This is a genomic window from Marinomonas sp. 15G6-16, from assembly GCF_055809555.1.
Map to the genome: position 1 here is coordinate 1,844,129 of NZ_CM147916.1, position 21,418 is coordinate 1,865,546.

19 protein-coding genes and 1 riboswitch are annotated in these 21,418 nt (G+C 44.3%); of the genes, 4 read left to right on the forward strand and 15 right to left on the reverse strand.

What is annotated here, in order from left to right; all coding sequences use genetic code 11:
• Positions 1 to 7: 7 nt before the first annotated feature.
• The 10 genes from AC0L46_RS08895 to AC0L46_RS08940 form a co-directional block, all read right to left on the reverse strand.
• Entirely contained in the window at positions 8 to 745 is a 738-nt protein-coding gene (locus AC0L46_RS08895) for a 3'-5' exonuclease (RefSeq protein WP_473507127.1), read from the reverse strand.
• Complete coding sequence (locus AC0L46_RS08900) at positions 718 to 2,574, reverse strand: DUF294 nucleotidyltransferase-like domain-containing protein (protein WP_473503033.1); 1,857 nt, start codon at positions 2,572 to 2,574, stop codon at positions 718 to 720. Before AC0L46_RS08900 ends, AC0L46_RS08895 begins: the two co-directional genes overlap by 28 nt.
• Before the next feature lie 9 nt (positions 2,575 to 2,583).
• Positions 2,584 to 3,153, reverse strand: coding sequence for a TMEM165/GDT1 family protein (locus AC0L46_RS08905; RefSeq protein WP_414682182.1), 570 nt, complete (start codon positions 3,151 to 3,153; stop codon positions 2,584 to 2,586).
• An 80-nt stretch (positions 3,154 to 3,233) separates the two neighbouring features.
• Positions 3,234 to 3,354: riboswitch (yybP-ykoY riboswitch) on the reverse strand.
• A gap of 92 nt (positions 3,355 to 3,446) precedes the next feature.
• Positions 3,447 to 5,030, reverse strand: coding sequence for a BCCT family transporter (locus AC0L46_RS08910; protein WP_473503035.1), 1,584 nt, complete (start codon positions 5,028 to 5,030; stop codon positions 3,447 to 3,449).
• Between the two features lie 364 nt (positions 5,031 to 5,394).
• The gene (gene hemW / locus AC0L46_RS08915; protein ID WP_473503037.1) at positions 5,395 to 6,564 is read right to left on the reverse strand and encodes a radical SAM family heme chaperone HemW; all 1,170 of its coding nucleotides are present in this window, start codon (positions 6,562 to 6,564) and stop codon (positions 5,395 to 5,397) included.
• Positions 6,561 to 7,166, reverse strand: a complete 606-nt coding sequence (locus AC0L46_RS08920) for an XTP/dITP diphosphatase (RefSeq protein WP_317005450.1) — start codon at positions 7,164 to 7,166, stop codon at positions 6,561 to 6,563. The genes hemW and AC0L46_RS08920 overlap by 4 nt, the downstream gene beginning before the upstream one ends.
• A gap of 67 nt (positions 7,167 to 7,233) precedes the next feature.
• Positions 7,234 to 7,824 carry a methionine biosynthesis protein MetW gene (gene metW, locus AC0L46_RS08925; protein WP_414682185.1) on the reverse strand — a complete coding sequence of 197 codons (591 nt, stop codon included), beginning with the start codon at positions 7,822 to 7,824 and terminating at the stop codon, positions 7,234 to 7,236.
• Entirely contained in the window at positions 7,814 to 8,980 is a 1,167-nt protein-coding gene (gene metX, locus AC0L46_RS08930) for a homoserine O-succinyltransferase MetX (protein WP_473503039.1), read from the reverse strand. The genes metW and metX overlap by 11 nt, the downstream gene beginning before the upstream one ends.
• Before the next feature lie 124 nt (positions 8,981 to 9,104).
• Positions 9,105 to 9,704 (reverse strand): 16S rRNA (guanine(966)-N(2))-methyltransferase RsmD, encoded by a 600-nt coding sequence (gene rsmD, locus AC0L46_RS08935; protein ID WP_473503041.1) that lies wholly within the window; start codon positions 9,702 to 9,704, stop codon positions 9,105 to 9,107.
• Complete coding sequence (locus tag AC0L46_RS08940) at positions 9,701 to 11,029, reverse strand: peptidase M16 family protein (protein ID WP_473503043.1); 1,329 nt, start codon at positions 11,027 to 11,029, stop codon at positions 9,701 to 9,703. Before AC0L46_RS08940 ends, rsmD begins: the two co-directional genes overlap by 4 nt.
• Positions 11,030 to 11,200: 171 nt before the next feature.
• Between AC0L46_RS08940 and ftsY the strand changes: the two genes are divergently transcribed.
• The 4 genes from ftsY (at position 11,201) to rpoH (ending at position 15,406) form a co-directional block, all read left to right on the forward strand.
• On the forward strand, positions 11,201 to 12,664 hold the full coding sequence (gene ftsY / locus AC0L46_RS08945) for a signal recognition particle-docking protein FtsY (RefSeq protein WP_473503045.1): 1,464 nt from the start codon (positions 11,201 to 11,203) through the stop codon (positions 12,662 to 12,664).
• Positions 12,665 to 12,728: 64 nt separating this feature from the next.
• A complete protein-coding gene (ftsE, locus tag AC0L46_RS08950) occupies positions 12,729 to 13,400 on the forward strand; it encodes a cell division ATP-binding protein FtsE (protein ID WP_317005442.1) in 672 nt (223 codons plus the stop codon).
• Positions 13,401 to 14,408 carry a permease-like cell division protein FtsX gene (gene ftsX, locus AC0L46_RS08955; protein WP_414682190.1) on the forward strand — a complete coding sequence of 336 codons (1,008 nt, stop codon included), beginning with the start codon at positions 13,401 to 13,403 and terminating at the stop codon, positions 14,406 to 14,408.
• A 131-nt stretch (positions 14,409 to 14,539) separates the two neighbouring features.
• Complete coding sequence (gene rpoH, locus AC0L46_RS08960) at positions 14,540 to 15,406, forward strand: RNA polymerase sigma factor RpoH (protein ID WP_414682191.1); 867 nt, start codon at positions 14,540 to 14,542, stop codon at positions 15,404 to 15,406.
• 109 nt (positions 15,407 to 15,515) lie between these two features.
• Here the strand turns inward: rpoH and AC0L46_RS08965 are convergent, their stop codons facing one another.
• The 5 genes from AC0L46_RS08965 to metK form a co-directional block, all read right to left on the reverse strand.
• Positions 15,516 to 16,379 (reverse strand): energy transducer TonB, encoded by an 864-nt coding sequence (locus AC0L46_RS08965; RefSeq protein ID WP_473503048.1) that lies wholly within the window; start codon positions 16,377 to 16,379, stop codon positions 15,516 to 15,518.
• A gap of 6 nt (positions 16,380 to 16,385) precedes the next feature.
• Positions 16,386 to 17,333, reverse strand: a complete 948-nt coding sequence (gene gshB, locus AC0L46_RS08970) for a glutathione synthase (RefSeq protein ID WP_473503050.1) — start codon at positions 17,331 to 17,333, stop codon at positions 16,386 to 16,388.
• 216 nt (positions 17,334 to 17,549) lie between these two features.
• Complete coding sequence (locus AC0L46_RS08975; protein ID WP_473503052.1) at positions 17,550 to 19,055, reverse strand: TolC family outer membrane protein; 1,506 nt, start codon at positions 19,053 to 19,055, stop codon at positions 17,550 to 17,552.
• Positions 19,056 to 19,168: 113 nt separating this feature from the next.
• Entirely contained in the window at positions 19,169 to 19,900 is a 732-nt protein-coding gene (locus AC0L46_RS08980; RefSeq protein ID WP_473503054.1) for a 16S rRNA (uracil(1498)-N(3))-methyltransferase, read from the reverse strand.
• 90 nt (positions 19,901 to 19,990) lie between these two features.
• Positions 19,991 to 21,154, reverse strand: coding sequence for a methionine adenosyltransferase (gene metK / locus AC0L46_RS08985; RefSeq protein WP_414682196.1), 1,164 nt, complete (start codon positions 21,152 to 21,154; stop codon positions 19,991 to 19,993).
• Positions 21,155 to 21,418 lie beyond the last annotated feature (264 nt).

Genomic DNA, 21,418 nt, shown 5'->3' on the forward strand with positions numbered 1-21,418 from the left:
GCTTTTTTTATACCCAATAATCGGATATATCGGCGCTTGGGTCGAGATGATAAGCGATTTGAGCCTGCAGTAACTCCGCAGATGACAAAGCGTCAGTTAATGCGTGATGCGCTTTGTAACGAGGCAAGCGATAACGCTGACGGCAGGCATCTAAACGCAATGAAGGTTGTTTTCCAAAGCGCTGCCACCAAGGTTTATGGATGACTTGGTGTTCAATTCCCATCGTGTCTAGTACTGGAAAATAAAGCGGATAACCGTATATTTTCATGGCGGCTTTTAGAAGGAACTGGCGTTCAATCGACACACAATGTACCACCACAACCTGTTTGGTCATGGCTTCTAAAATTTCATCCAGTATGGCTTTCAGTGGCGGCGCTTGCTCCAATTCTGTGTCGGTAATTTCATGAATGGTGACGGATTCCGCATGCAGCGAATGTTCTGGTTTGGCCATCCAATATTGTGCGCCCTTACAGCGAATGGTTTTGCTGCTTAAGGGAATTAATCCCAAACTGATAATCTCGTCTTTTTCTGAATCCAAACCAGTCGTTTCCAAATCCAATGCGAGCAATGGCGTGTCTTCTAGCTTGGTATTTGAGGGAATCATGCCAGCTTGATAATAGCGTTTCAAAGGGCCTTCCGGCGCTTCTTCTGCCCACTCTGCAAACAGACTTTGCCAGTCTTGGATTTCGGCTGGTGGTTTCTTTTTAAAAAAGCCATTTAGCTGCGCTTCCCTGCATAGCGGAATTTAATAAATTCTTGCTGTCGGGTAACAATGTTGAACGCGTCTCTTAAGTGGCGTTTTTCAAAAGAGGACAGGTTTTCTGGGTTAACGTGATTATTTGGTTTGTCGCCCGCTTCGATTTGGTCTTTTTGGTTTTTGATTCGTACCATGCCGATCATTTCCAGCGCTAATGCCAGATCTTTTGCTCGGCCATCGGGAAGTAAACCAGCGGCTTCGATGTCTTCTATGCGTTCTAAGGTGTTCAGCTTGTCACTGCCACAGGCAAGTGCGTGTACACGAACAATGTCGATAATCGGGGCGATGCCTCTTTCTTTTAGGTTAAAAGTCCGCGATTGCTTGCCTTCGCCGTCTAGAACAAATTGTCTAAAAAATCCCAAAGGGGGTTTTCTTTGATTGGCGTTACGAGCCATGAAGGTTAAAAAGCCAGAATGCTGTTGAGCTTCTTTTCGAATATGTTGATTCAGCTGTTTGGCCAGCGTTTTGTCGCCGTAAATTCCTCGTAAGTCGAAGAAAATCGACAGGCGCAACAAAGCTTCTGCTTTTGGGTTTTGTATCCAGTCGCTGAAATTATCTTTCCACACGGATAAAGGCTGACGCCAGCGAGGGTTAGACGCCATGATGTCTCCCGTACAAAGGGTGTATCCGCATTTGTCTAAATTCTGGCACACCCAGTCGCTTAGATTCTCGAAGTACTCACCGTGCAGCTCTTTGTCGTATTTGTCGCTGAGAATAAGCGCGTTGTCTTGGTCTGTGTTGATGGTTTGTTCTTCTCTCGCTTGGGAACCCAAAGCCACGAAGCAATAAGGAACGGGCGCTGGACCAAACTTTTCTTCGCCAAGCTGCAAGAGTCGTTTCACAAAGGCCGTACCAATATGCGACATGGCGTTGCCAATCATTTGAGTATTGGCATCGGCAAGGACGAGTTGGGTGAAAGTGTGAGACATCTTTTGACTGATGGCGCGTAAGCTTTCGATGCTGTTTTGCTTAAAAATATCGCTGATCAAATACACGCTGCCATGGCTTTCTTTTTGAACAATATCGCCAGTGCTGACCACGCCAATCGGGCGGCCGTTTTTCATAATAGGAATGTGATGGACGTTTCTTTCCATCATTTTCAGGACAGCTTCGGAGGCATAATCTCGGCTGTCCATGACAATTGGGGCACGGGTCATAATGGCGGAAACAGGTGTTTCGTAAGCCAAGCCTTGAGCAACGGCTCTGGTGCGCAAATCTCGGTCCGTAACAATGCCTATTAGCTCGTCATTGTCTGTGATTAATAAGCTAGAGACGCGATGTTCAGACATGGTTTGCGCGGCCATGCGAATATCAGAATCCATTTGAATACTGATGGGTGGGCGTCTTAGCAGGCTAACCACAGGGCAAGTCATGAGTGAAATGTCTGAGCTTTGGGAATCCATGGCAAGACGCAAACGAGCCTGACGTTCAAGTTCAAAAAAGTCAGAAAAGTTGTCATTTTCTTCGTAGAACTTAAGGAACCAGCGGGCCGGAATGCGATACAGCAGGCTGTCTTCTATGGTGCGCATTGATTGCGATGACTTTCCGCCACGTAAGATGGAAGCGTAGCCAAAAAGTTCGCCTTCGTTCATGCGTCGAATAAGCTTTTGCTCTTTGCTGAGATTTTCTATTGCACCACTGCGAATAAAAAACAGCGTGTCGTTCAATGTATCAGGGGCAATGATGTATTCCCCAGCTCGCAGATACTGGATTTCAATTTCTTTAACCATATCATGCAGTTGTGGGTCATCTGCGATGTCATTAAACGGTGCGTGCTGACAAAGTGCTTCGAGTATTTCGGTTAATTCGACGTCCATCAAAAAGCCTTATGAGTTGAGCAATGGGGATACAATAGTCGCAACGCCCATGATGAGGAAAAGCAGGCAAGCCAACTGACGAGTGCGCTTTGCGTTGATGCAATCCATTATCCAGCGACCAGCAAATACCACAGGTACATTGGCTAGCATCATTCCTACGGTAGAGCCAATGAGTACCATCCAAACACTACCATAGTGAGCGCCTAATAAAACCGTCGCTATTTGAGTTTTATCGCCAATTTCGGCGAGGAAAAACAGTATAAAACTTGCACCGAATGCGCCGTATTTCAGCATCTTGCTGTCTTCGCTGTCGTCTTTATCGGGAATGAGTAACCACAAACCGACGGCGATAAAGCTGATGCCAACCACCCAACTCACTGCGCTCATTGGCAACCAATGACTGATTTCCACACCAAGCCAAGCAGAAATTGCATGGTTAAGCAGTGTTGCTACCAAAATACCTAGAGCAATCGACATTTTTGATGAGAAGCGTGTTGCGAGGAAGAGTGCTAGAAGTTGGGTTTTATCGCCCATCTCAGCAAGAGCAACGGTAGAAATAGAAGTGAGTAACGCATCCATATAAAAAATCCTAGGTGGGCATAAACAAAAGACAATAGACCTGTGCCCACCTGAGCCAAGTTACTGTCTTAAGTCTCATCAATCCTGACTGTTCAAAAAATATAGAATCAGGACTTCTTTGCCACGAGCTTGAGGCTCGATTATGTTGACAAAGGATCTTTGCAAAAAGCAAAGAAGATTACTCCCCTAAGAGGGCGCTGATAATAAAATACTTACTTAGAAAAAACAATGCGAGGGAAGGTTAAACCCTCACTCGCATTGTTTTAAGTGACATTGATCTTTATTAAATTGGATTATTTATAAAGATGTATGTCGCTGCGTAAGCCTTTCCACAAACTGATGCACATGATGAGCATAAGCAAAGTGAAAGGTAGGCCGATTGTGATTGCTGCAGCCTGAATAGCGCCAAGTGCTTCAGAACCACCGCCAATCAACAAGGCAATGGCGATAACACCTTCAAGAACCGCCCAGAACACGCGCTGGATCATTGGCGCATCTGTTTTACCACCGGCTGTAATACCGTCGATAACCAAAGAACCAGAGTCAGAAGAGGTAACGAAGAACACCAATACAAGCACAATGCCCACGAAAGAAGTCAAAGAGGTTAATGGCAAGCTCGCAAACATTTGGAACATAGCTAGTGAAGAATCACTGATGCCGTTTGCCAAAGCGCCTACACCATTTTCAACTTGATCCAATGCGGAACCGCCGAAGATAGACATCCAAACCAATGAAACTGCTGTTGGTACAAGTAAAACAGCCACAACGAACTCACGTACTGTACGACCGCGAGAAACACGTGCGATAAACATGCCGACGAATGGTGACCAGGAAATCCACCAAGCCCAGTAGAACACAGTCCAACCGTGGTAGAAGGTTTCGTCTTCACGACCAATCCAGTTACTTAGTGGAATGATGTTTTCAATGTAACCAAGGAAGAAAGAACCCATCGCAGCGAAAATCGCACCTGTGTTACCAACGATCACGATAAACAAAGCCAATACCGCAGCAATGATCATGTTGACGTTAGACAGCAGCTTAACACCGCCTTCCAAGCCACGAGCAACCGAAACAATGGCAACGGCTGTTACAGCACAAATAACAAGGATTTGCGTTGTTAGTGTATTTGGAATACCGAATAAGAAGTTCAGACCACTGGTTGCTTGCTGAGCGCCAAAACCAAGTGATGTCGCCAAACCAAAAATAGTCGCGATAACAGAGATAATGTCGATCAAGTGACCGATTTTGCCCCAGACTTTTTCACCTAATAAAGGGTAGAACGCAGAACGAATCGTTAGCGGCAAACCTTTGTTGTAAGCGAAGAAGGCAAGAGAAAGACCAACAACCGCATAAATAGCCCAAGGGTGAAGACCCCAATGGAACATGGTTGCGCCCATGGCTAAGTCTTTGGCTTCAGGCGTGTTTTTCATGACCTCGAACGGCGTACCGTACCAGCCTGTGTAATACGCTACAGGTTCTGCAACACTCCAAAACATCAAGCCAATGCCCATGCCGGCAGCAAAAAGCATTGAGAACCAAGTGATGGTCGAGTGTTCAGCGGTTGCTTGTGTTCCACCAAGGCGGATTTTACCAAGCGGAAGGGCGATTAACGCTAAGCAGAACAACACAAAAATGTTGCCAGATACCATGAAAAACCAGTCAAAGTTATTGATAGACCAGCTTTTGGCACCGGATAGAAGTGCGCTTGCGTCAGTAGGAAATAAGATGCTTCCGAGGATAAAAGCAAAAATGATAACGGCACTGGTACTGAATACAGGGTTCAGTACGTCTAGGCCAAGAAACTGAACGTTGTCTTGTCCTACCTTGTAAGCCGTGTTGTATTCTTCCCGACCATTGTCAGGCACTTTCGTGCTCATAAGTATTCTCCTGAATGAGTAAAATGTTGCTAAACCATGTTCCAAACTGATTAATACAAACTGGCATTCGTACATCGTTATGCCATCTCGTTACGTCATCCTAAAAGAACTCTCATCATTAGATTGTTCTTAATACGACCTGTGTCGGTCTGTTTCAGCTGCTTTGAATAGCTCAAACGTGTGTCGTGAACACAATAAATTGTTATAGGTTTCAGTCGTAAGTAAAACGAGTAGATAAATTTCGTATTTTCAATGTGGTTAGCAATGGAACGAAAAAAGGCCATCTATGAGGCCTTTTTTATGAAGTTGCAAAGGGTACAGTAATTTAGTTAGATGTCAAATCATAGTAAACAAAGTGACGGAACTAAGGGAGGAAGAGTTCGAGCAATTCGTTAAGGAATAATTTTCCTTTTTCGGTGGTTTTTACTCGATGTTTTTTCCATTCTTCAGCGTCTAACAAACCTTGTTTAATGGCGGTATTGCAGGCTCTAATCAATGAATCTGGCAGAGTTTGATAGGTGAAACGCTCATAATCTTTAAGATCAAAGGTTTCGAACAAGCGTAAGCGGTTCATCATAAACTCAAGCGGTAAATCTTCCTTGGCTATTTCTTCTTTAATGACTAACGCTTCTGGTAAATTGTTGAGGTAATGATTTGGGTGTCGAGTCTTTCGAGTTCGAAATATTTGACCATTAACTAACGTGATTTTTCCATGAGCGCCTGCGCCAATGCCAATGTAATCGCCAAAGCGCCAGTAATTCAAATTGTGTGACGCTCGACAGCCTAGTTTCGAATTCGCAGATACTTCATATTGCGCATAACCATGTTGCGTCAGCAGAGATTGTCCTGCGTCTTGGATTTCCCACAAGGTGTTGTCTTCAGGCAAGGCTGGCGGACGACGATAGAATTCTGTGTTGGGTTCTATGGTGAGCTGATACCAAGAAAGATGTTCAGGGTTTAAATCGATGGCGATGGCTAAATCTTCCATCGCCATTGCTTGGCTTTGTTCGGGCAAACCGTGCATCAAATCAATGTTGATATTATCGAATCCAGCGGCTCTGGACTTATCCACAGCGTGAATAGCTTCGTCTCGGTTGTGGATTCTTCCTAGGGTTTTCAACAGGTTTGGCTGAAAACTTTGGATACCAATAGACAGTCGATTAATGCCAGCTTTACGAAAGTGGCTGAATTTTTCTTGCTCAAAGGTTCCCGGATTCGCCTCCATGGTAATTTCAGCGTTATCAACCCAAGTAAGTTTTTCGCGCAAGGCATCCATTAGGCGATAGTAAAAATCTTCGCTCATTAAACTTGGCGTGCCGCCGCCAATAAAAGCCGTTTGTATTGGTCGACCTGCAACGTAAGGCAAATCCACTTCAAGATCAGCCAGTAGCTGATTCAAATAGGCTTCTTCGGGCAGCTTGCCATCTTCTGAGAAACGATCTGCTTGGTGCGAATTGAAGTCGCAATAAGGGCACTTTCGCACGCACCAAGGTAAGTGAATGTATAAACTAAGCGGTGGTAATTGAGTGCTCACAGCAAGTTGCCTTGTTGAAAGGCATTAAGCAATTGTTGCAATGCTTTTCCACGGTGGCTAATTTGGTTTTTGACTTCTTTCGGAAGGCTTGCTGCGCTGCAGCCGCACTCGGGAACATAGAAAATAGGATCATAACCAAAGCCTTCTTGGCCTTCGCTGGATTCCAGAATACGGCCTTCCCATGTTCCATGAAACACCAAAGGCGTTGGGTCGTCTTTATGGCGCATGTAAGCCAAAACGCAATGGAAACGTGCTGTGCGATCTAACTCAAAAACGCCATCTAGCTTTTCTAACAAGAGATCATTGTTGGCTTGGTTGTTACCATGTTCGCCAGCAAAGCGAGCGGAGTAAATTCCCGGCGCGCCATTCAGGTAATCGACTTCAATGCCTGAATCATCAGCCAATGCGGGTAAACCTGTTTGAGCGCAGGCATTACGGGCTTTTAAAATGGCGTTTTCAATGAAGCTAAGACCGTTTTCTTCGGCTTCTTCCACGTTAAACTCACTTTGTGGTTTAACCTCAATGTTCATGTCGCTCAGCAACGCATTAAATTCTTTTATTTTGCCGGCATTGTTACTGGCAAGAACGATGGTTTTATTCATCGTGTTTTCCTCTGGATAAGCTAACAGAAAGCCAGCTTGTGGCTGGCTTTAGTAGGTGTTGTTTTCATCAGCGACTGATATGAAAAATCGCCGTTTCACTGAATAGGTTTGGCATGGAGCGAATCCACCAATGATCTTTTAAATGACCATCGACCGCCGCCCAACGCAATATTTTGATGTCTTTTTCGCGACACAAGAGTTCGAAGTCTTGGAAGGTGAAAAAGTGAATGTTTGGCGTGTCATACCAGTTGTATGGCAAGAATTCAGACACAGGCATGCGGCCTTTTAAAGCAAGGTGAACACGGTTACGCCAATGACCAAAGTTTGGAAAGGTAATGATGCATTCTTTACCAATCCGCAGCATTTCATCAATCAATAAGTCAGGACGACGAAACTGTTGTAAGGCGTGTGTCATAATCACCAAGTCAAAACTTTGGTCTTCAAAGTTCTGCAAACCTTCGTCTATGTTCTGCTCTAAAACAGGAATGCCTTTTTCGATACAGGTGTTTAAATCGTTTGGCTCTATTTCTAGCCCATAACCGCTGACTTGCTTGTTCGACATCAAATGGTGAAGTAATTCGCCTGGGCCACAAGCAAGGTCCAAAACGCGTATATTAGGTTGTACCCATTCATCGATGATTTCTAAATCAGAGCGCATCAGAAGTCTCCGTTGTTAAGCCATTCGCGATGCGAGTTAGGAAAGTATTTAACACGCTCATGTAACGCGGAATAGGGAACAGGAAGGCGTCGTGACCTTCCGTCGCTTCTATTTTTGCATAGGATACTTGCTTTCCAGCTTTCACCAGAGCGTTGACCATTTCCTCACTGCGTTCAGGCGAAAAGCGCCAATCTGTTGTGAAAGACACGAATAAAAACTCGCATTGCGCTTTGCTTAATACCGCGGATAAGTCGTTATTGGTTTTGGCGGCTGGATCGAAGTAGTCCAGCGCCTTGGTCATCAGCATGTAAGTGTTGGCATCAAAGCGTTTGGTAAAAGCTTCGCCTTGGTAACGTAAATAACTCTCCACTTCGAATTCGATGCCATAATGATACTGGTAAGTGTCATGACGCATTTGGCGGCCAAACTTTTCACCCATTGCATCGTCTGACAAATAGGTAATGTGCCCCAGCATGCGCGCTAACCCAAGACCATTGGTCGGCACGGTTTGATTCTCTAGGTAATTGCCGTCGAAGAAATCAGGATCGCGTCGAATGGATTGTCTCGCCACTTCGTTAAAGGCGATGTTTTGCGTTGATAGCTTTGGTGCCGAGGCAATAATAATGGCGGCTTTTATGCGCTCAGGAAAACGAATGCTCCACTCAAGCGCTTGCATGCCGCCAAGGCTACCGCCGACGATAGCAGCAAATGTTTGAATACCGAGTTTATCCGCTAAACGAGCTTGGCTTTCAACCCAATCTTCCACTGTGACCATAGGAAAGCTAGCTTCCCAGCGTTCGCCTGTTGCCGGGTTTATACTGGTCGGGCCAGTTGATCCGCAACAACCGCCAAGGTTATTCAATGAAATGACGAAGAAGTGATTTGTGTCGATTGCTTTTCCAGGCCCAATTGCAGAATCCCACCAGCCAGGCTTTTTATCCGTCATTGCATGATAACCCGCCGCGTGATGATCTCCGCTCAATGCGTGGCAGATAAGCACAGCATTTGAAGCGGTTTCATTTAACGTGCCATAAGTCTCATAAATGAGTTGATAAGATGACAGTGTTTGACCACAAGACAACGTTAAAGGCGTGTCGAACTGCGCAATTTGTGGTTTAACAATACCAACAGAGTCGGCTGGAATAACGTCCGGCATAGGTTTTGGTAATCCTAATGAAAGTACTCGAATTCCCGTGAAGAAAAATGGGAAATTTTATTGATGAATAATGGCACACAGTCTAGCGTTTGCGTTGCATAGCATCAAGGTATAGACCTTCTAATTACTGTGTGATCTCAAAGAGTCGATAGACTAATTGACCTGCTGTTTTTTCTTTTTGTAACGTCCAGTTGTTCGGTAAAGGAGGAAGCGCGGCTTCTTTTTCCATTTCGATGTAGACCAGAGCGCGTTCAGCTAACCAACCTTTTTCCAGTAGCGGAATGATTTGCGCCAACCAACCTTTGCGAAAAGGCGGATCTAAGAAGATGATGTCCAATGGTCGAGGCGTTGCCGTTTCTAGAAAAGCCGCTGCGTTTTGCGCGATGACTTCGGCATTTGTTGCGCCTAATGTGGCGAGATTAGCTGTCATTTGCTGGGAAACAACACGAGAGTTATCAACAAAGGTAAGATGCTTCGCACCGCGGGATAAGGCTTCTAGCCCTAATGCCCCAGAGCCACAAAAGAAGTCGCCGCATGTCGCACCGGGAACGAAATGGTTAATCCAATTGAAGAGGGTTTCGCGCACTCTGTCTGGCGTGGGTCTTAAACCTTCAATATCAGGAATAGGTAACTGACGTGAGCGCCATTCACCGGCAATGATTCGGAGTTTAGAAGCCTTAGCTTTGCTGTTTTTGGAAGCCTGTTGTGGTGTTTTCTTTCTCATTGGTAAACCTGAATCTCTTGGTAAGTCGATGTCTTTAATAAATCTGTTAAGGCGTTCTGGTAATCAGTTTGGGTGAAAGTGTCGATGGCTTCTTTGTAAGAGCTTACAAAGTCTTCCAAGGTTAATTGCCCGTCTAAATGGGTGACTTGGGTCGCCATATAGCTCCACCATGTTGGAGACTGAGTTTGTATTTCCAATTGTGTTTTAAAGCTATCAAACAGTCTGTTAAAAGTGGTTTGGTCTTGAGCTGATGGCATGTTTTGCTGTGTCAGCAAGCTTTTCGCATCGAGCATCTTTGTGTTTAGGTTCTCGGCGTCTTGAGTTAGCGCAGCGGAATATTGAATGTTCCAACGAGCCCAAGGGTGTTTTGGCGATAAGGTGAAGGCAAGCTGTACAAAATCCATGTTGGTTTGTTGATTCAATGTTGAGACCAAATCTGCGCCCCATATTTGTAAGCTGATCCATTCTTTGACCGAGGCAATAGGTTTTAGAGCAACTGCGCTTTGAGTTTGCCACAGATAATCTGATGCCGACTTTTTGTTAAATTCAACCGTGCGAGAGGTTGGCTTATAGTCTTCTATTGACGTTGATGCCACAGCAAGTTGATCGTTTTTGCTGACATTATTAAGAACTTCTTCAATAGCGGCTTTTGCTTCTGTATTTAAGTTGCCGATCACGTAAATGGCAGACGCATTCAAGTGCATGGTTTTGTAATACTGACTCACTTGCTCCAATGTGACGGCAGCTGCATCCGTGTTGTTTGTCTGCTCATCTTGATTCTGAAATAGTCCTTTTTCTGCTTTGTATGGCTCAATTTCTGTGTGGCGTCGTTGCCAGCTATCCAGTGTACGATGCTTAAATGCTGGTTCTGCTAACCAGTTATTCACTAATGATAAAGTGCGCATGAGATAAGCTGTTTGGCTGCTGAGCGTTACACCAATGACTTGGTTTTCATAGTCATAATGGCTGCTGGCTTGCGCGGCTAAAGGGGCTAACCTTTGGTTGATGGATGCTGTGCTAAGTGGCAAGGAATCACTCATTAGCATGGCAAGCGTTGTTTGGGCCAGATTTGTATCTGTCGGTGTTGATTGAGGCGCTGGCGTTCGAAAAGCAAAGCGAATTTCAACTTTGTCACCACCTTCCCAACTGCCTTGCTCTAGCCAAATAATGGGAATGCCAGAATCCGTTTCGGATGTTTCTATATTCGGTGTTGGGAGTTTGCTGCTTGGCGCAGTGAGTTGTAGTACCCAAACGGCTAATGTACAGAAAACCATAATGATGGCTAAAACAGGTCGGCTGAAAAGAGGTTTACTATTATCGGGCATAAAGCACCTTAAGGTGTGTGTTATATGTCGTTTTGCGTGAAACTAGACCTGTTTGCTAGCTAGAATGATGATAAAATACTCGTTTTTACGCGCCCAATCTTGTGGCGTTGCTTCCAATCATAGCATTTCACTGGTGTTTACTGCATCAGTCAAAATAAAGAGACAAATTTAATGGAAATTGTTAATCAAATTATTGCTTTTTTTACGCCTTATCTTGGTGAGGAATACGCTCGTTATGCGCCAATTGCGATTGGTACAAGTTTAGCGATCGTTGCTTTTGTTATTCGTCGTCGTTTTGTGAATAAGATGAATGCAGAAATTAAAGCAGCGAAAAGAAAAGACCAAGCCGCTCAAAATACGCCAGTAAGCGAACCTATCGAGAAGCCTTCTGTTGTTGAAGCAGACATTGTGGCTGAGAAAGCACCGATTGCAGAAAGTGATTTAGTGGAAGAGTTGGCGGTTGCTGAAAAAGAATTAACGGCAGAAACGCCTGAAGTTGAGCAAGCAACAATTGCACCGGAAGAAGTGACAGAAGCGACCGTAGAAGAAGCGGTTGTAGAAGAACCTGTCGTTGCTGAAGAGCCTGTGGCTGTTGAAGAGCCAAAAGCTGAAGAGCCAGAAGTCTCTGAGTCTGAAGAAGAAGCCGCAGTTGAAACGGTGGAAGACGAAGCGCCTCAAGCAGAAGAAGTGGAAGAAGAACCAAAAGCTCCGACGCTTTCTTGGGCGCAAAGAATTAAAGCTGGTTTGTCTCGTACTCGCAGCGGATTAGGCAACGGCTTATCGTCTGTTATTTTGGGCAGCAAAAAAGTTGATGATGATCTACTAGAAGAGCTTGAAACTCAGCTTTTGATGGCGGATGTAGGCATTGATGCGACTCAGGCGTTGGTGAATGGGCTGACAGATAAGCTGAATCGTAAAGAGCTGAAAGACTCAGATACGTTATTAACAACGCTGAAATCTGATATGGCTGATATTCTGAGCAACTCACAGAAAACTCTTGAGCCTGTTAGCAAAGAAGGTCCTTTCGTTATTTTAATGGTTGGCGTTAACGGAGTTGGTAAAACCACCACTATCGGTAAGTTGGCTAAAAAATATCAGGCAGAAGGCAAAAGTGTTATGTTGGCGGCGGGCGATACATTCCGTGCCGCAGCAGTTGAGCAGCTTCAGGTTTGGGGTGAACGTAATAATGTTCCTGTTGTCGCACAACATACAGGTGCCGATTCTGCGTCTGTTATTTATGATGCGCTTGAATCCGCTAAAGCCAAAGGTGTCGATATTGTTATTGCTGACACAGCGGGTCGTTTGCAAAACAAAGAAAACCTGATGAATGAGTTGTCGAAAGTCGTTCGAGTAATGAAAAAGCTTGACGAAAATGCACCTCATGAAGTCATGCTTGTGCTTGATGCCGGTACTGGTCAAAACGCGATTAGCCAAGCTAAGCTTTTCTCTGAAGCGGTTGGCGTAAGTGGTATTACTTTGACGAAATTGGATGGCACAGCAAAAGGCGGGATTATCTTTGCAATTGCCAAGCAGTTCGGTTTGCCTATACGTTATATTGGCGTGGGTGAGCAGGCGGATGATTTACGTCCTTTCGTTGCGCAAGAGTTCGTAGACGCATTGTTTGAAAGTGAATAAAATTTTGAGCGATTCGCCCTATAAACAAACGTTTCTTATTTTAATTTAAGGATAGTGGATCAAGGTGGAAATCGAATTTCAGCGAGTGGGTAAAAAGTACGAGAGCGGACAGGAAGCATTGTCGCAGGTGAGTTTTCATTTGCGCCAAGGTGAAATGGCGTTTCTTACTGGGCATTCCGGTGCAGGTAAAAGTACCTTAATGAAACTCATGATGATGATTGAGCGCCAGACATCAGGGCAAATTCTTGTCGATGGTGTTGATCTGCGAACGTTAAGTCGACGGGCGATTCCTCAACACAGACGTCGAGTGGGTGTGGTGTTTCAAAATCACCAACTTTTATTTGATCGAAGTGTTTTTCATAATGTGGCTTTGCCTTTGCAGGTGAGCGGCGCAGATCCACAACAAATTGCGAAGCGTGTGCGTGCCGCATTGGACAAAGTCGGATTGTTAGATAAGGAAAAATACAATCCGATGGCCTTGTCTGGTGGTGAGCAGCAACGTGTCGGTATTGCTAGAGCAGTAGTTAATAAGCCACAACTTTTATTGGCCGATGAGCCTACGGGTAACTTGGATCCTAAATTATCCGCTGAAATCATGAATCTTTTCCAAGAGTTTAACCGAGTGGGAGTAACCGTTTTGGTTGCTAGCCACGATTTGGCTTTGGTTGCTCGCATGCGTCATCGAGTTCTCACTCTAAATCAAGGGCGAATGGTTAACGATGGAGGGTTTGGCTAAATGGCACAGAAACCCAATCAGCGCGGCGCCACAAGAGAATCCATAAAGGCGACAAAACATCATTGGCCTGCTCGCTCTTCATTCAGTCTTGGTAAGTATCTAAGACAGCATCAAACGACGCTGACTGAAAGCTTCATGCGTTTGGTGTCTTATCCTTTGTCTAGTGTGATGACTGTGATGGTGATCGCCATTGCTTTGTCTTTGCCGAGTGGTTTGTATGTTTTGTTGAAAAACGTGCAATCGGTGACAGATCAATGGGAGCAGCAGTCAGTTATTACTTTGTATTTGTTCCCAGGTTTAGAAGACACTCAGGCGCTTGCTTTGTCTCATCGTATTTCGGCACAAGCGGATGTGGCGTCGGTGGAATATATTTCCAAGGAAGAGGGGTTAAGGTATTTCGAGCAATCCAGTGGCTACGAACAAATCTTATCTTCTTTACCAGAGAACCCTTTGCCGATTGTGCTACGAGTTATTCCTCGCGAAATGGTGGATGTGACGACTTTGCCAAACTTACAGGCATTGCGTGACCAATTAGCCGGTCAACAGGAAGTGGAATACGCAGAATTAGATGCACAATGGTTACAGCGTCTTGCGAATATATTGAGTTTTGGGCAGCGTTTTTCTTATGCGCTGTCTGTTCTATTGGTTGTGGCGGTGTTTTTGATTGTCGGTAACACGATTCGAATGGCAGTAGAAAGCCGTCGCGATGAAGTCTTGGTCATGAAATTAGTCGGCGCAACAGATGGTTATATTCGTCGCCCATTTTTATACATGGGCTTTTGGTTTGGGGTCTTAGGTGGGCTCTTTGCCAGCCTATGTGTTCTCTTGCTTAGCTGGTGGATTAGTGCGCCTGCAGAACGTTTGATTGATTCCTATCAAAGTGGTTTTCAGTTACAGACTTTTAATGCAGATGAGATTGTTTTGTGTTTAACTATTAGTGCTTTTGTTGGTGTGATTGGCTCTTGGATTGCAGTGAATCGCCATATAGCAAATATTGAGTTGCAGTGATCATAAAAGGCTAATATCAGTCATTAGATAATAGCCATGGTTTATTCACATTTATGTCACACATGGAAAGCACTTACTTGGTAATATTTTTCTCATACTCAGTATGAGCAATTAAAAAGGTGGAAATAGAGATGGCTAAAACTCTCCAACCTACGGACATGATGATTCCAGGTCAAAACCTTGAATCCTACATACAGGCCGTTAGTAGAATTCCGATTTTATCCGCTGATGAAGAAAAAGCATTGGCTGAGCGTCTTTACTATCAAGAAGACCTCGAAGCAGCACGTACATTGGTTATGTCGCATTTGAGATTTGTTGTTCATATTGCGAAAAGTTATTCCGGATATGGTTTAGCACAAGGCGACCTAATCCAAGAAGGTAATGTTGGCCTAATGAAGGCTGTAAAGCGCTTTAACCCTGAAGTGGGTGTGCGTCTTGTTTCTTTTGCTGTGCATTGGATTAAAGCAGAGATTCATGAGTTCATTCTGAAAAACTGGCGCATTGTGAAAGTTGCGACAACCAAGGCTCAGCGTAAAATGTTCTTCAACTTACGCAGCGCGAAGAAGAGTTTGTCTTGGTTTAGTAATTCTGAAGTTGAGTCTGTTGCGAGCGATTTGGGCGTAACGCCTGAAGTAGTTCGTCAGATGGAAGGGCGTTTAAGTTCTTCTGATATGGCTTTTGATGCTTCTGCAGATGACGATGATGAAAGCGCATTTCAGGCGCCGTCTCAGTATTTAGAAGACCACAGATACGACCCAGCAACTTTGCTTGAAAACGGTAACTGGACAGAAGATTCTAACCAGCGCCTTGAAGTTGCAATGGCTGATTTAGACGAGCGTAGCCGTAATATCCTAGTGCAACGTTGGTTGTCAGACGGCAAATCAACTTTGCATGATTTGGCCGATGAATATGGTGTTTCAGCTGAGCGAATTCGTCAGCTTGAGAAAAACGCTATGAAGAAAATACGTGTCTCAATGGGAGAAGGTCAGTTCGATTGATCTTTCTCCCTTGGGATTGAAAAGCCTTCTTTGTGATCATCATAAAGAAGGCTTTTTCGTTTTTGGGGGTTACATTGTGAGGCTTGCTTTTTGGCGTAGAAGATCGTGTTTACTGACTTCTTAATTGATTGCCAGGTACAAAGCGCCAGGTCCGAATAATCTCGAGCTTATCTACTTCTTTTTTGAGTTCGCTCGGAAAGGCTTGGAAAGGTTCGGCCAATCGAACAATGCGCATGGCAGCATCATCTAATACTCTTTTCCCCGATGAATGTAAGATTTCAATATCATCAATGTAGCCGTTTGGAAGCAGGCTGACGGCCAAACGTAATTCCCCATATAAATGATTTCGCTTTGCTTCTTCTGGGTAATGAATGTTGCCTATTCGCTCAATTCTGCGTCGCCAGTCATCTAGATATTGAGCATCGACTGCCGCTTTTGCTGAAACAGAGGTTAAACGGCGAATGCGTGGACGTTTAGCATAAGATTGGCGTTGCTGGTCGAGTAGGGCTTCTAAGGTTGCTATGTCATTAGATAGATGACTAGGAATTTGTGTTTCTCCACGAAACCTTTCTTCTAAGGTTTTTACTTCCTGTTCAGGCTCATCAAGTACTTCAAAAACCGCTTCTTGGTTGCTTGTGGCAAGTAGCCTAGGTTCATCAATGGGTTCAGCTGAGGCGAGCTGTGGTTGAATCGGTGGAGATATTTCTTGGATAGTATCGGATAAAAAGCGGGAATTTTCTGTGGTTGTCAGCTTTTGTTTGCGTAACTCTGTACCGCTGGCTTGTTGGTTAGCTTGGGCGATAAAGTCTGCGTCAACAGGCGCTTTTGTTGTGTGTTGAACTAGCGTGACTTCCAATGTTTTAGGTTTGGTCGATGGAAGTGTGAAGTCAAAACCAACAATCATCACCATTAGCACATGAAGGCTAATGGCGATGAAAAGCGTGATGGAAAATTTATCGAGTGTTCGCATCATTTAATATTACTGAAGGCGCGCTTCGATTGCCTCAATTAATGTCATGGCGATGTCTAAACCGAATTGATCGTTTAGCTCTCTAACACAAGTAGGGCTAGTGACATTTATTTCAGTAAGGTAATCACCAATAACGTCTAAGCCAACAAACATCAGTCCTTTCTCTTTTAAAGATGGCATAACTTGTTCGCAAATCCAACGGTCTCTGTCGCTCAGTGGTCGGCCTTCACCTCGTCCACCCGCAGCCAAGTTGCCACGAGTTTCCCCTGAAGCGGGAATGCGTGCCAACGCGAAAGGAACTGGCTCACCATTGACGATTAAGATGCGTTTATCGCCTTGCTTTATCTCAGGGATAAATTTCTGCGCCATGATTTGTTCTGCACCCATGTTGGTTAGGGTTTCGATAATCACACTGACGTTCGAATCGTCTGGTTTGAGGCGAAAAATAGCGGTTCCGCCCATGCCATCTAAAGGTTTAAAAATCACATCGCCGTGTTCTTTGTGGAAGGACTTTAGTAAGTCTGCACGACGCGTCACTAAGACTGGTGGACAGCATTGAGGGAACTGAGTCGCAAAGAGCTTCTCGTTGCAGTCGCGAAGGCTTTTTGGGTCATTCACAACCAGTGCACCATCTCTTTCTGCTTGTTCAAGAATCATGGTGCTGTAGACAAATTCACTGTCGAATGGAGGATCTTTGCGCATTAAAATGACATCAAGGTCGCCAAGCGGCATTTTTGTTTCTTCACCTAAGTCATAAAAGTGCGATGGATCTTTGTAGACATTGAGAGGGCGAGTCATCGCGAATGCTTTTCCCTCTTCTATAAACAAATCCTTTTGTTCCATATAAATGAGCTGCCAGCCTTTTTCTGCAGCGGCCCAAAGCATGGCGAGTGAGGTGTCTTTTTTGTAGTTTATGGATGAAATAGGATCCATAACAATGCCGAGCTTGATAGTCATAGGGTGATTCCTAAAACGAAGTGATATCTTCGTACTTTGAAAATATATTAATAAGTATTGATGCTATAGAAATATGGGGACGCTGAGAAGAAAAAACACCATTGTTTTACAGATAGTTGTTTTTATAGGTAGTGTGTGGAGACATAAAAAAGCTAGATGAGGAATGGTTTTCTCTCATCTAGCTCTTTGGTACTAACAAACAAGCTCCAATAAAACTTACCAGCTACCGCTGTTTTCATCCGCTTCAAGGAAGAGTTCGCTTTCTAAGCTTTCTTGATCTGTTTTCGGTGCTGTGTCAGTTGTGACAGGCGAAGCAACATTAGGCTCATCTTGAATCGTTGCGTTTTCCGCTTCCGTTAATTCTTCAACCACACTGCCTTTTACTGTGAGAGAGCCTTTCTCATCAAACTCGTCATTAAAGCCAAGCAATGATGGGCGGTAGATACGGAATGCTCTCATCAATTCGCCTTTAGCATTGAACAAGCGGAACTCTGAGAAAAGCTCGTCATAGTCAGCGTTGACATAATCTTGGCGAGCTTGGAACAGCTCGTTTTCACTGTCTAAAACGTCCAACAATGAGCGACGACCTAAGCGAAATTGCTTTTCGTATGCCACTTGAGACTCTTTCGTTGAGATAACATATTGCTGAATATGCTCTTTTTGGCCGGTTGTTGCTTCATAAGCCGCCCAAGCAAGACGAACAGTTAACTCTGTGTCACGAATCGTATTACGACGAATCTCTGTCGCTTGGATGTTTTGTTGTACGGCCGCTTCTTGTTTACGTTTGAATGAACCGCCGCTGTAAAGGTTATAGTTAAGTCGAACCATTGCGAGTAAGTCTTCACTAGGGCCTTCATCACCGTCTATATTGTTGTCCCAAGTACGCTCTAAAACGAAGTTAACAGTTGGGTATTTCTCAGCATCAGCAATGTCTTGCAGGCTTTCTGTTGCAAGAACGTCCCAATAAGCACCTTCAATTGCTGGGTTTTTCTTAAGCGCTTCGCTGATCGCAGAGTCAAGGTCTTGTGGTAAGAGTGCACGATCTGGTACTGGGTAAATCATCTCTTCAGGAGGTAGTTCTCCAACGATGCTTTTATAGTTACTTTCAGCGTCTTTAAGGTTGTTAATTGCCGCTAAATTATTAGCGTGCGCTTTCGAAAGACGTGCAGATATTTGGCTAAGGTCAGATTGACGGCCAATGCCTGTGTCGCTTTTTAATTTAATTTGCTCATATATGCGCTGATGAGCTTTTAAATTTAGGTCGGCAAGAGCAAGAAGTTCGCGGTAACGTAAGACATCTGCAAAAACTTGAGCCACTTCTAACGCTGTGTTTTCAACAGAAATAAGAGCGTTCCAACGGTCAGCTTCGGCTTCACTGGTGAGTCGTTTTACTTCGTTGCGGGTGGAGAAACCATTAAAAAGAGGCTGATTTAATGCCAGTGTTAACTCACGTCGAGTTAAGTCAATATCGTCTGAATTTTCTTCATAAGTTGTTTCATGGCCGATGCCCGCAGAAAGATCCACGCTTGGGTAGTAGCCTGTGCGGCGCGCCACTTCTGCGTCTTCTTTCAGCTCACGATATTGTGCTATAGCTTGTCTGACTTCAGGGCTATTTTCGATAGCGATGTAAGTTGCTTCTTCAAGCGTAATAGCATGAGCTGACAAAGACAGTAAAGCCATGCTTAAGTAGCTAGTTGAAATCAGACCAAGTCGGTAAAACATAAAATCATCGTTCCTTTAATGAATGTATCTGCTTAAATTTTAAAATCATTTAAACCGTGAATATGTTGTAGTTATGTGAGTCAGCGGCTTTTTTACATTGTATCTAGATTACCTTAAATATCGCCCCAAAGTGTGTTTATTACACTTAATGCAACAATTGGTGCAGTTTCTGTTCTCAAAACTCTTGGCCCTAAAGTAATAGCTTTAAATCCTTTATTTTCAGACAGTTGAACCTCGTTTTCAGTCAGCCCGCCTTCTGGTCCAATAAGTAAACAGACCTGTTTATTTTCTGGACATTGGAACTGATTTATCGGTTTTGCACTGTGGTGATGCAAAGTGAGCATTAACATTTCGTTACAATTGTCTAGCCAATCTGCAAGATTTATAGGGGGATAGACAATAGGGACCACACCTCTACCACATTGTTCTGCCGCACTAATGGCTACTTGTTGCCAATGTTGTTGGCGCTTTTCTGCTCGGTTGTCTTGTAGTTTTACTTCGCATCTTTCACTGAATAAAGGTTGGATTGCATAAACACCAGCTTCTACTGATTTTTGAATAGCATAATCCATGCGTTCACCACGAGAGAGAGTTTGGCCTATGGTGACTTGAATAGGGGATTCGTTGTGCAGTGGCTCGAAATGAGAAATGGACAGGCTAGCTGAACGTTTTTCTACGTCGCACAAAGTGGCGTGATATTGACCACCTTTACCATTAAAGACACGAACTGGATGATCTGATTTGAGGCGAAGGACTTTGCAAACATGCTGAAAGGTCGAATCAGGTAAATTGATCTTAGTATTCTCGTTGAGGTCTGTATCAATAAAAATTCGTGGAATACGCATGCCTTGTCCTAAGTTTGAAAAGATAGAAATAAAAAAGCCCTCTGTGACGCTTTAACGTCACAGAGGGCTTTATAACGGAAAAAAGAAAACTTATAAACCAGCGGCTTTGCGTAAAGCGTCGGCTTTGTCTGTTTTTTCCCAAGTAAAGTTCTCACCTTCACGGCCAAAGTGACCGTATGCCGCGGTTGGTAAATAAATTGGACGTTTGAGATCCAACATTTCAATTAGGCCTGCTGGGCGCAATTCGAAATGCTCACGTACCAATTGCGAAATGACAGCGTCGCTTACTTTGCCTGTGCCAAACGTATTGATACTGATAGAGGTTGGCTCAGCCACACCGATCGCGTAAGAAATTTGGATTTCACATTTGTCTGCTAAACCCGCCGCAACGATGTTTTTGGCTACATAGCGACCAGCGTAAGCTGCAGAACGGTCAACTTTTGATGGATCTTTACCAGAGAAAGCACCACCACCGTGACGAGCCATACCACCGTATGTATCTACGATGATTTTACGACCTGTTAAACCACAGTCACCTACAGGGCCACCAATGATGAATTGACCTGTTGGGTTGATGAAGTATTTGGTTTCTTTTGATAACCACTCAGCTGGTAGAACAGGCTTGATGATTTCTTCCATCACGGCTTCGCGTAGATCGGCTTGTTTTACTGATGCACTGTGTTGAGTGGATAGAACCACAGCATCAACGGCACATGGCTTACCATTTTCATCATAGCGGAAAGTCACTTGGCTTTTGGCATCCGGACGAAGGAAATCAAGCGTGCCGTTTTTACGTACTTCAGCTTGGCGTTGCACAAGACGGTGAGCGTAAGTGATAGGTGCAGGCATTAATACGTCAGTTTCGTTAGTCGCAAAGCCAAACATCAAACCTTGGTCGCCAGCGCCGAGTTCTTTTTCGCTGGCTTCATCAACACCCACTGCGATGTCAGCAGATTGTTTGCCGATGGCGTTCATCACAGCGCAAGATTCCCAATCGAATCCCATGTCTGAACTGTTGTAGCCGATTTCACGAATCACACCGCGAGCGATTTCTTCGATATCAACCCATGCATTTGTGCGCACTTCACCTGCAACCAATACCATGCCCGTTTTTACGAGAGTTTCGCAGGCCACGCGCGCTTCTTTGTCTTCTGCAAGAATGGCATCAAGAATGGCGTCAGAGACTTGGTCTGCGATTTTGTCTGGATGACCTTCTGAAACGGATTCAGAAGTAAATAAAGAATATTCTGACATTATGAGTCTTCCTCTTTAGCTGAGTTGGCTGCTAAACAGGCATAAAAAAACCTGTTTTGCATAAAAATGCTAAACAGGTTCTTACGTATCTGTTTAGCTGAGTTTATATAGCGCCCGCAAGCCGAGACAAATCGACGCTGTTAAGCCGCGAATGATGGACTAGAGTTGTTTAAATATCAACCCATTCGTTAGATTTTAGTGAGTCAAAAGGTTGTTTTTTTGTTACGATGGTGCGGTTTTTATGTCATTTCATTTTCTTTGCCC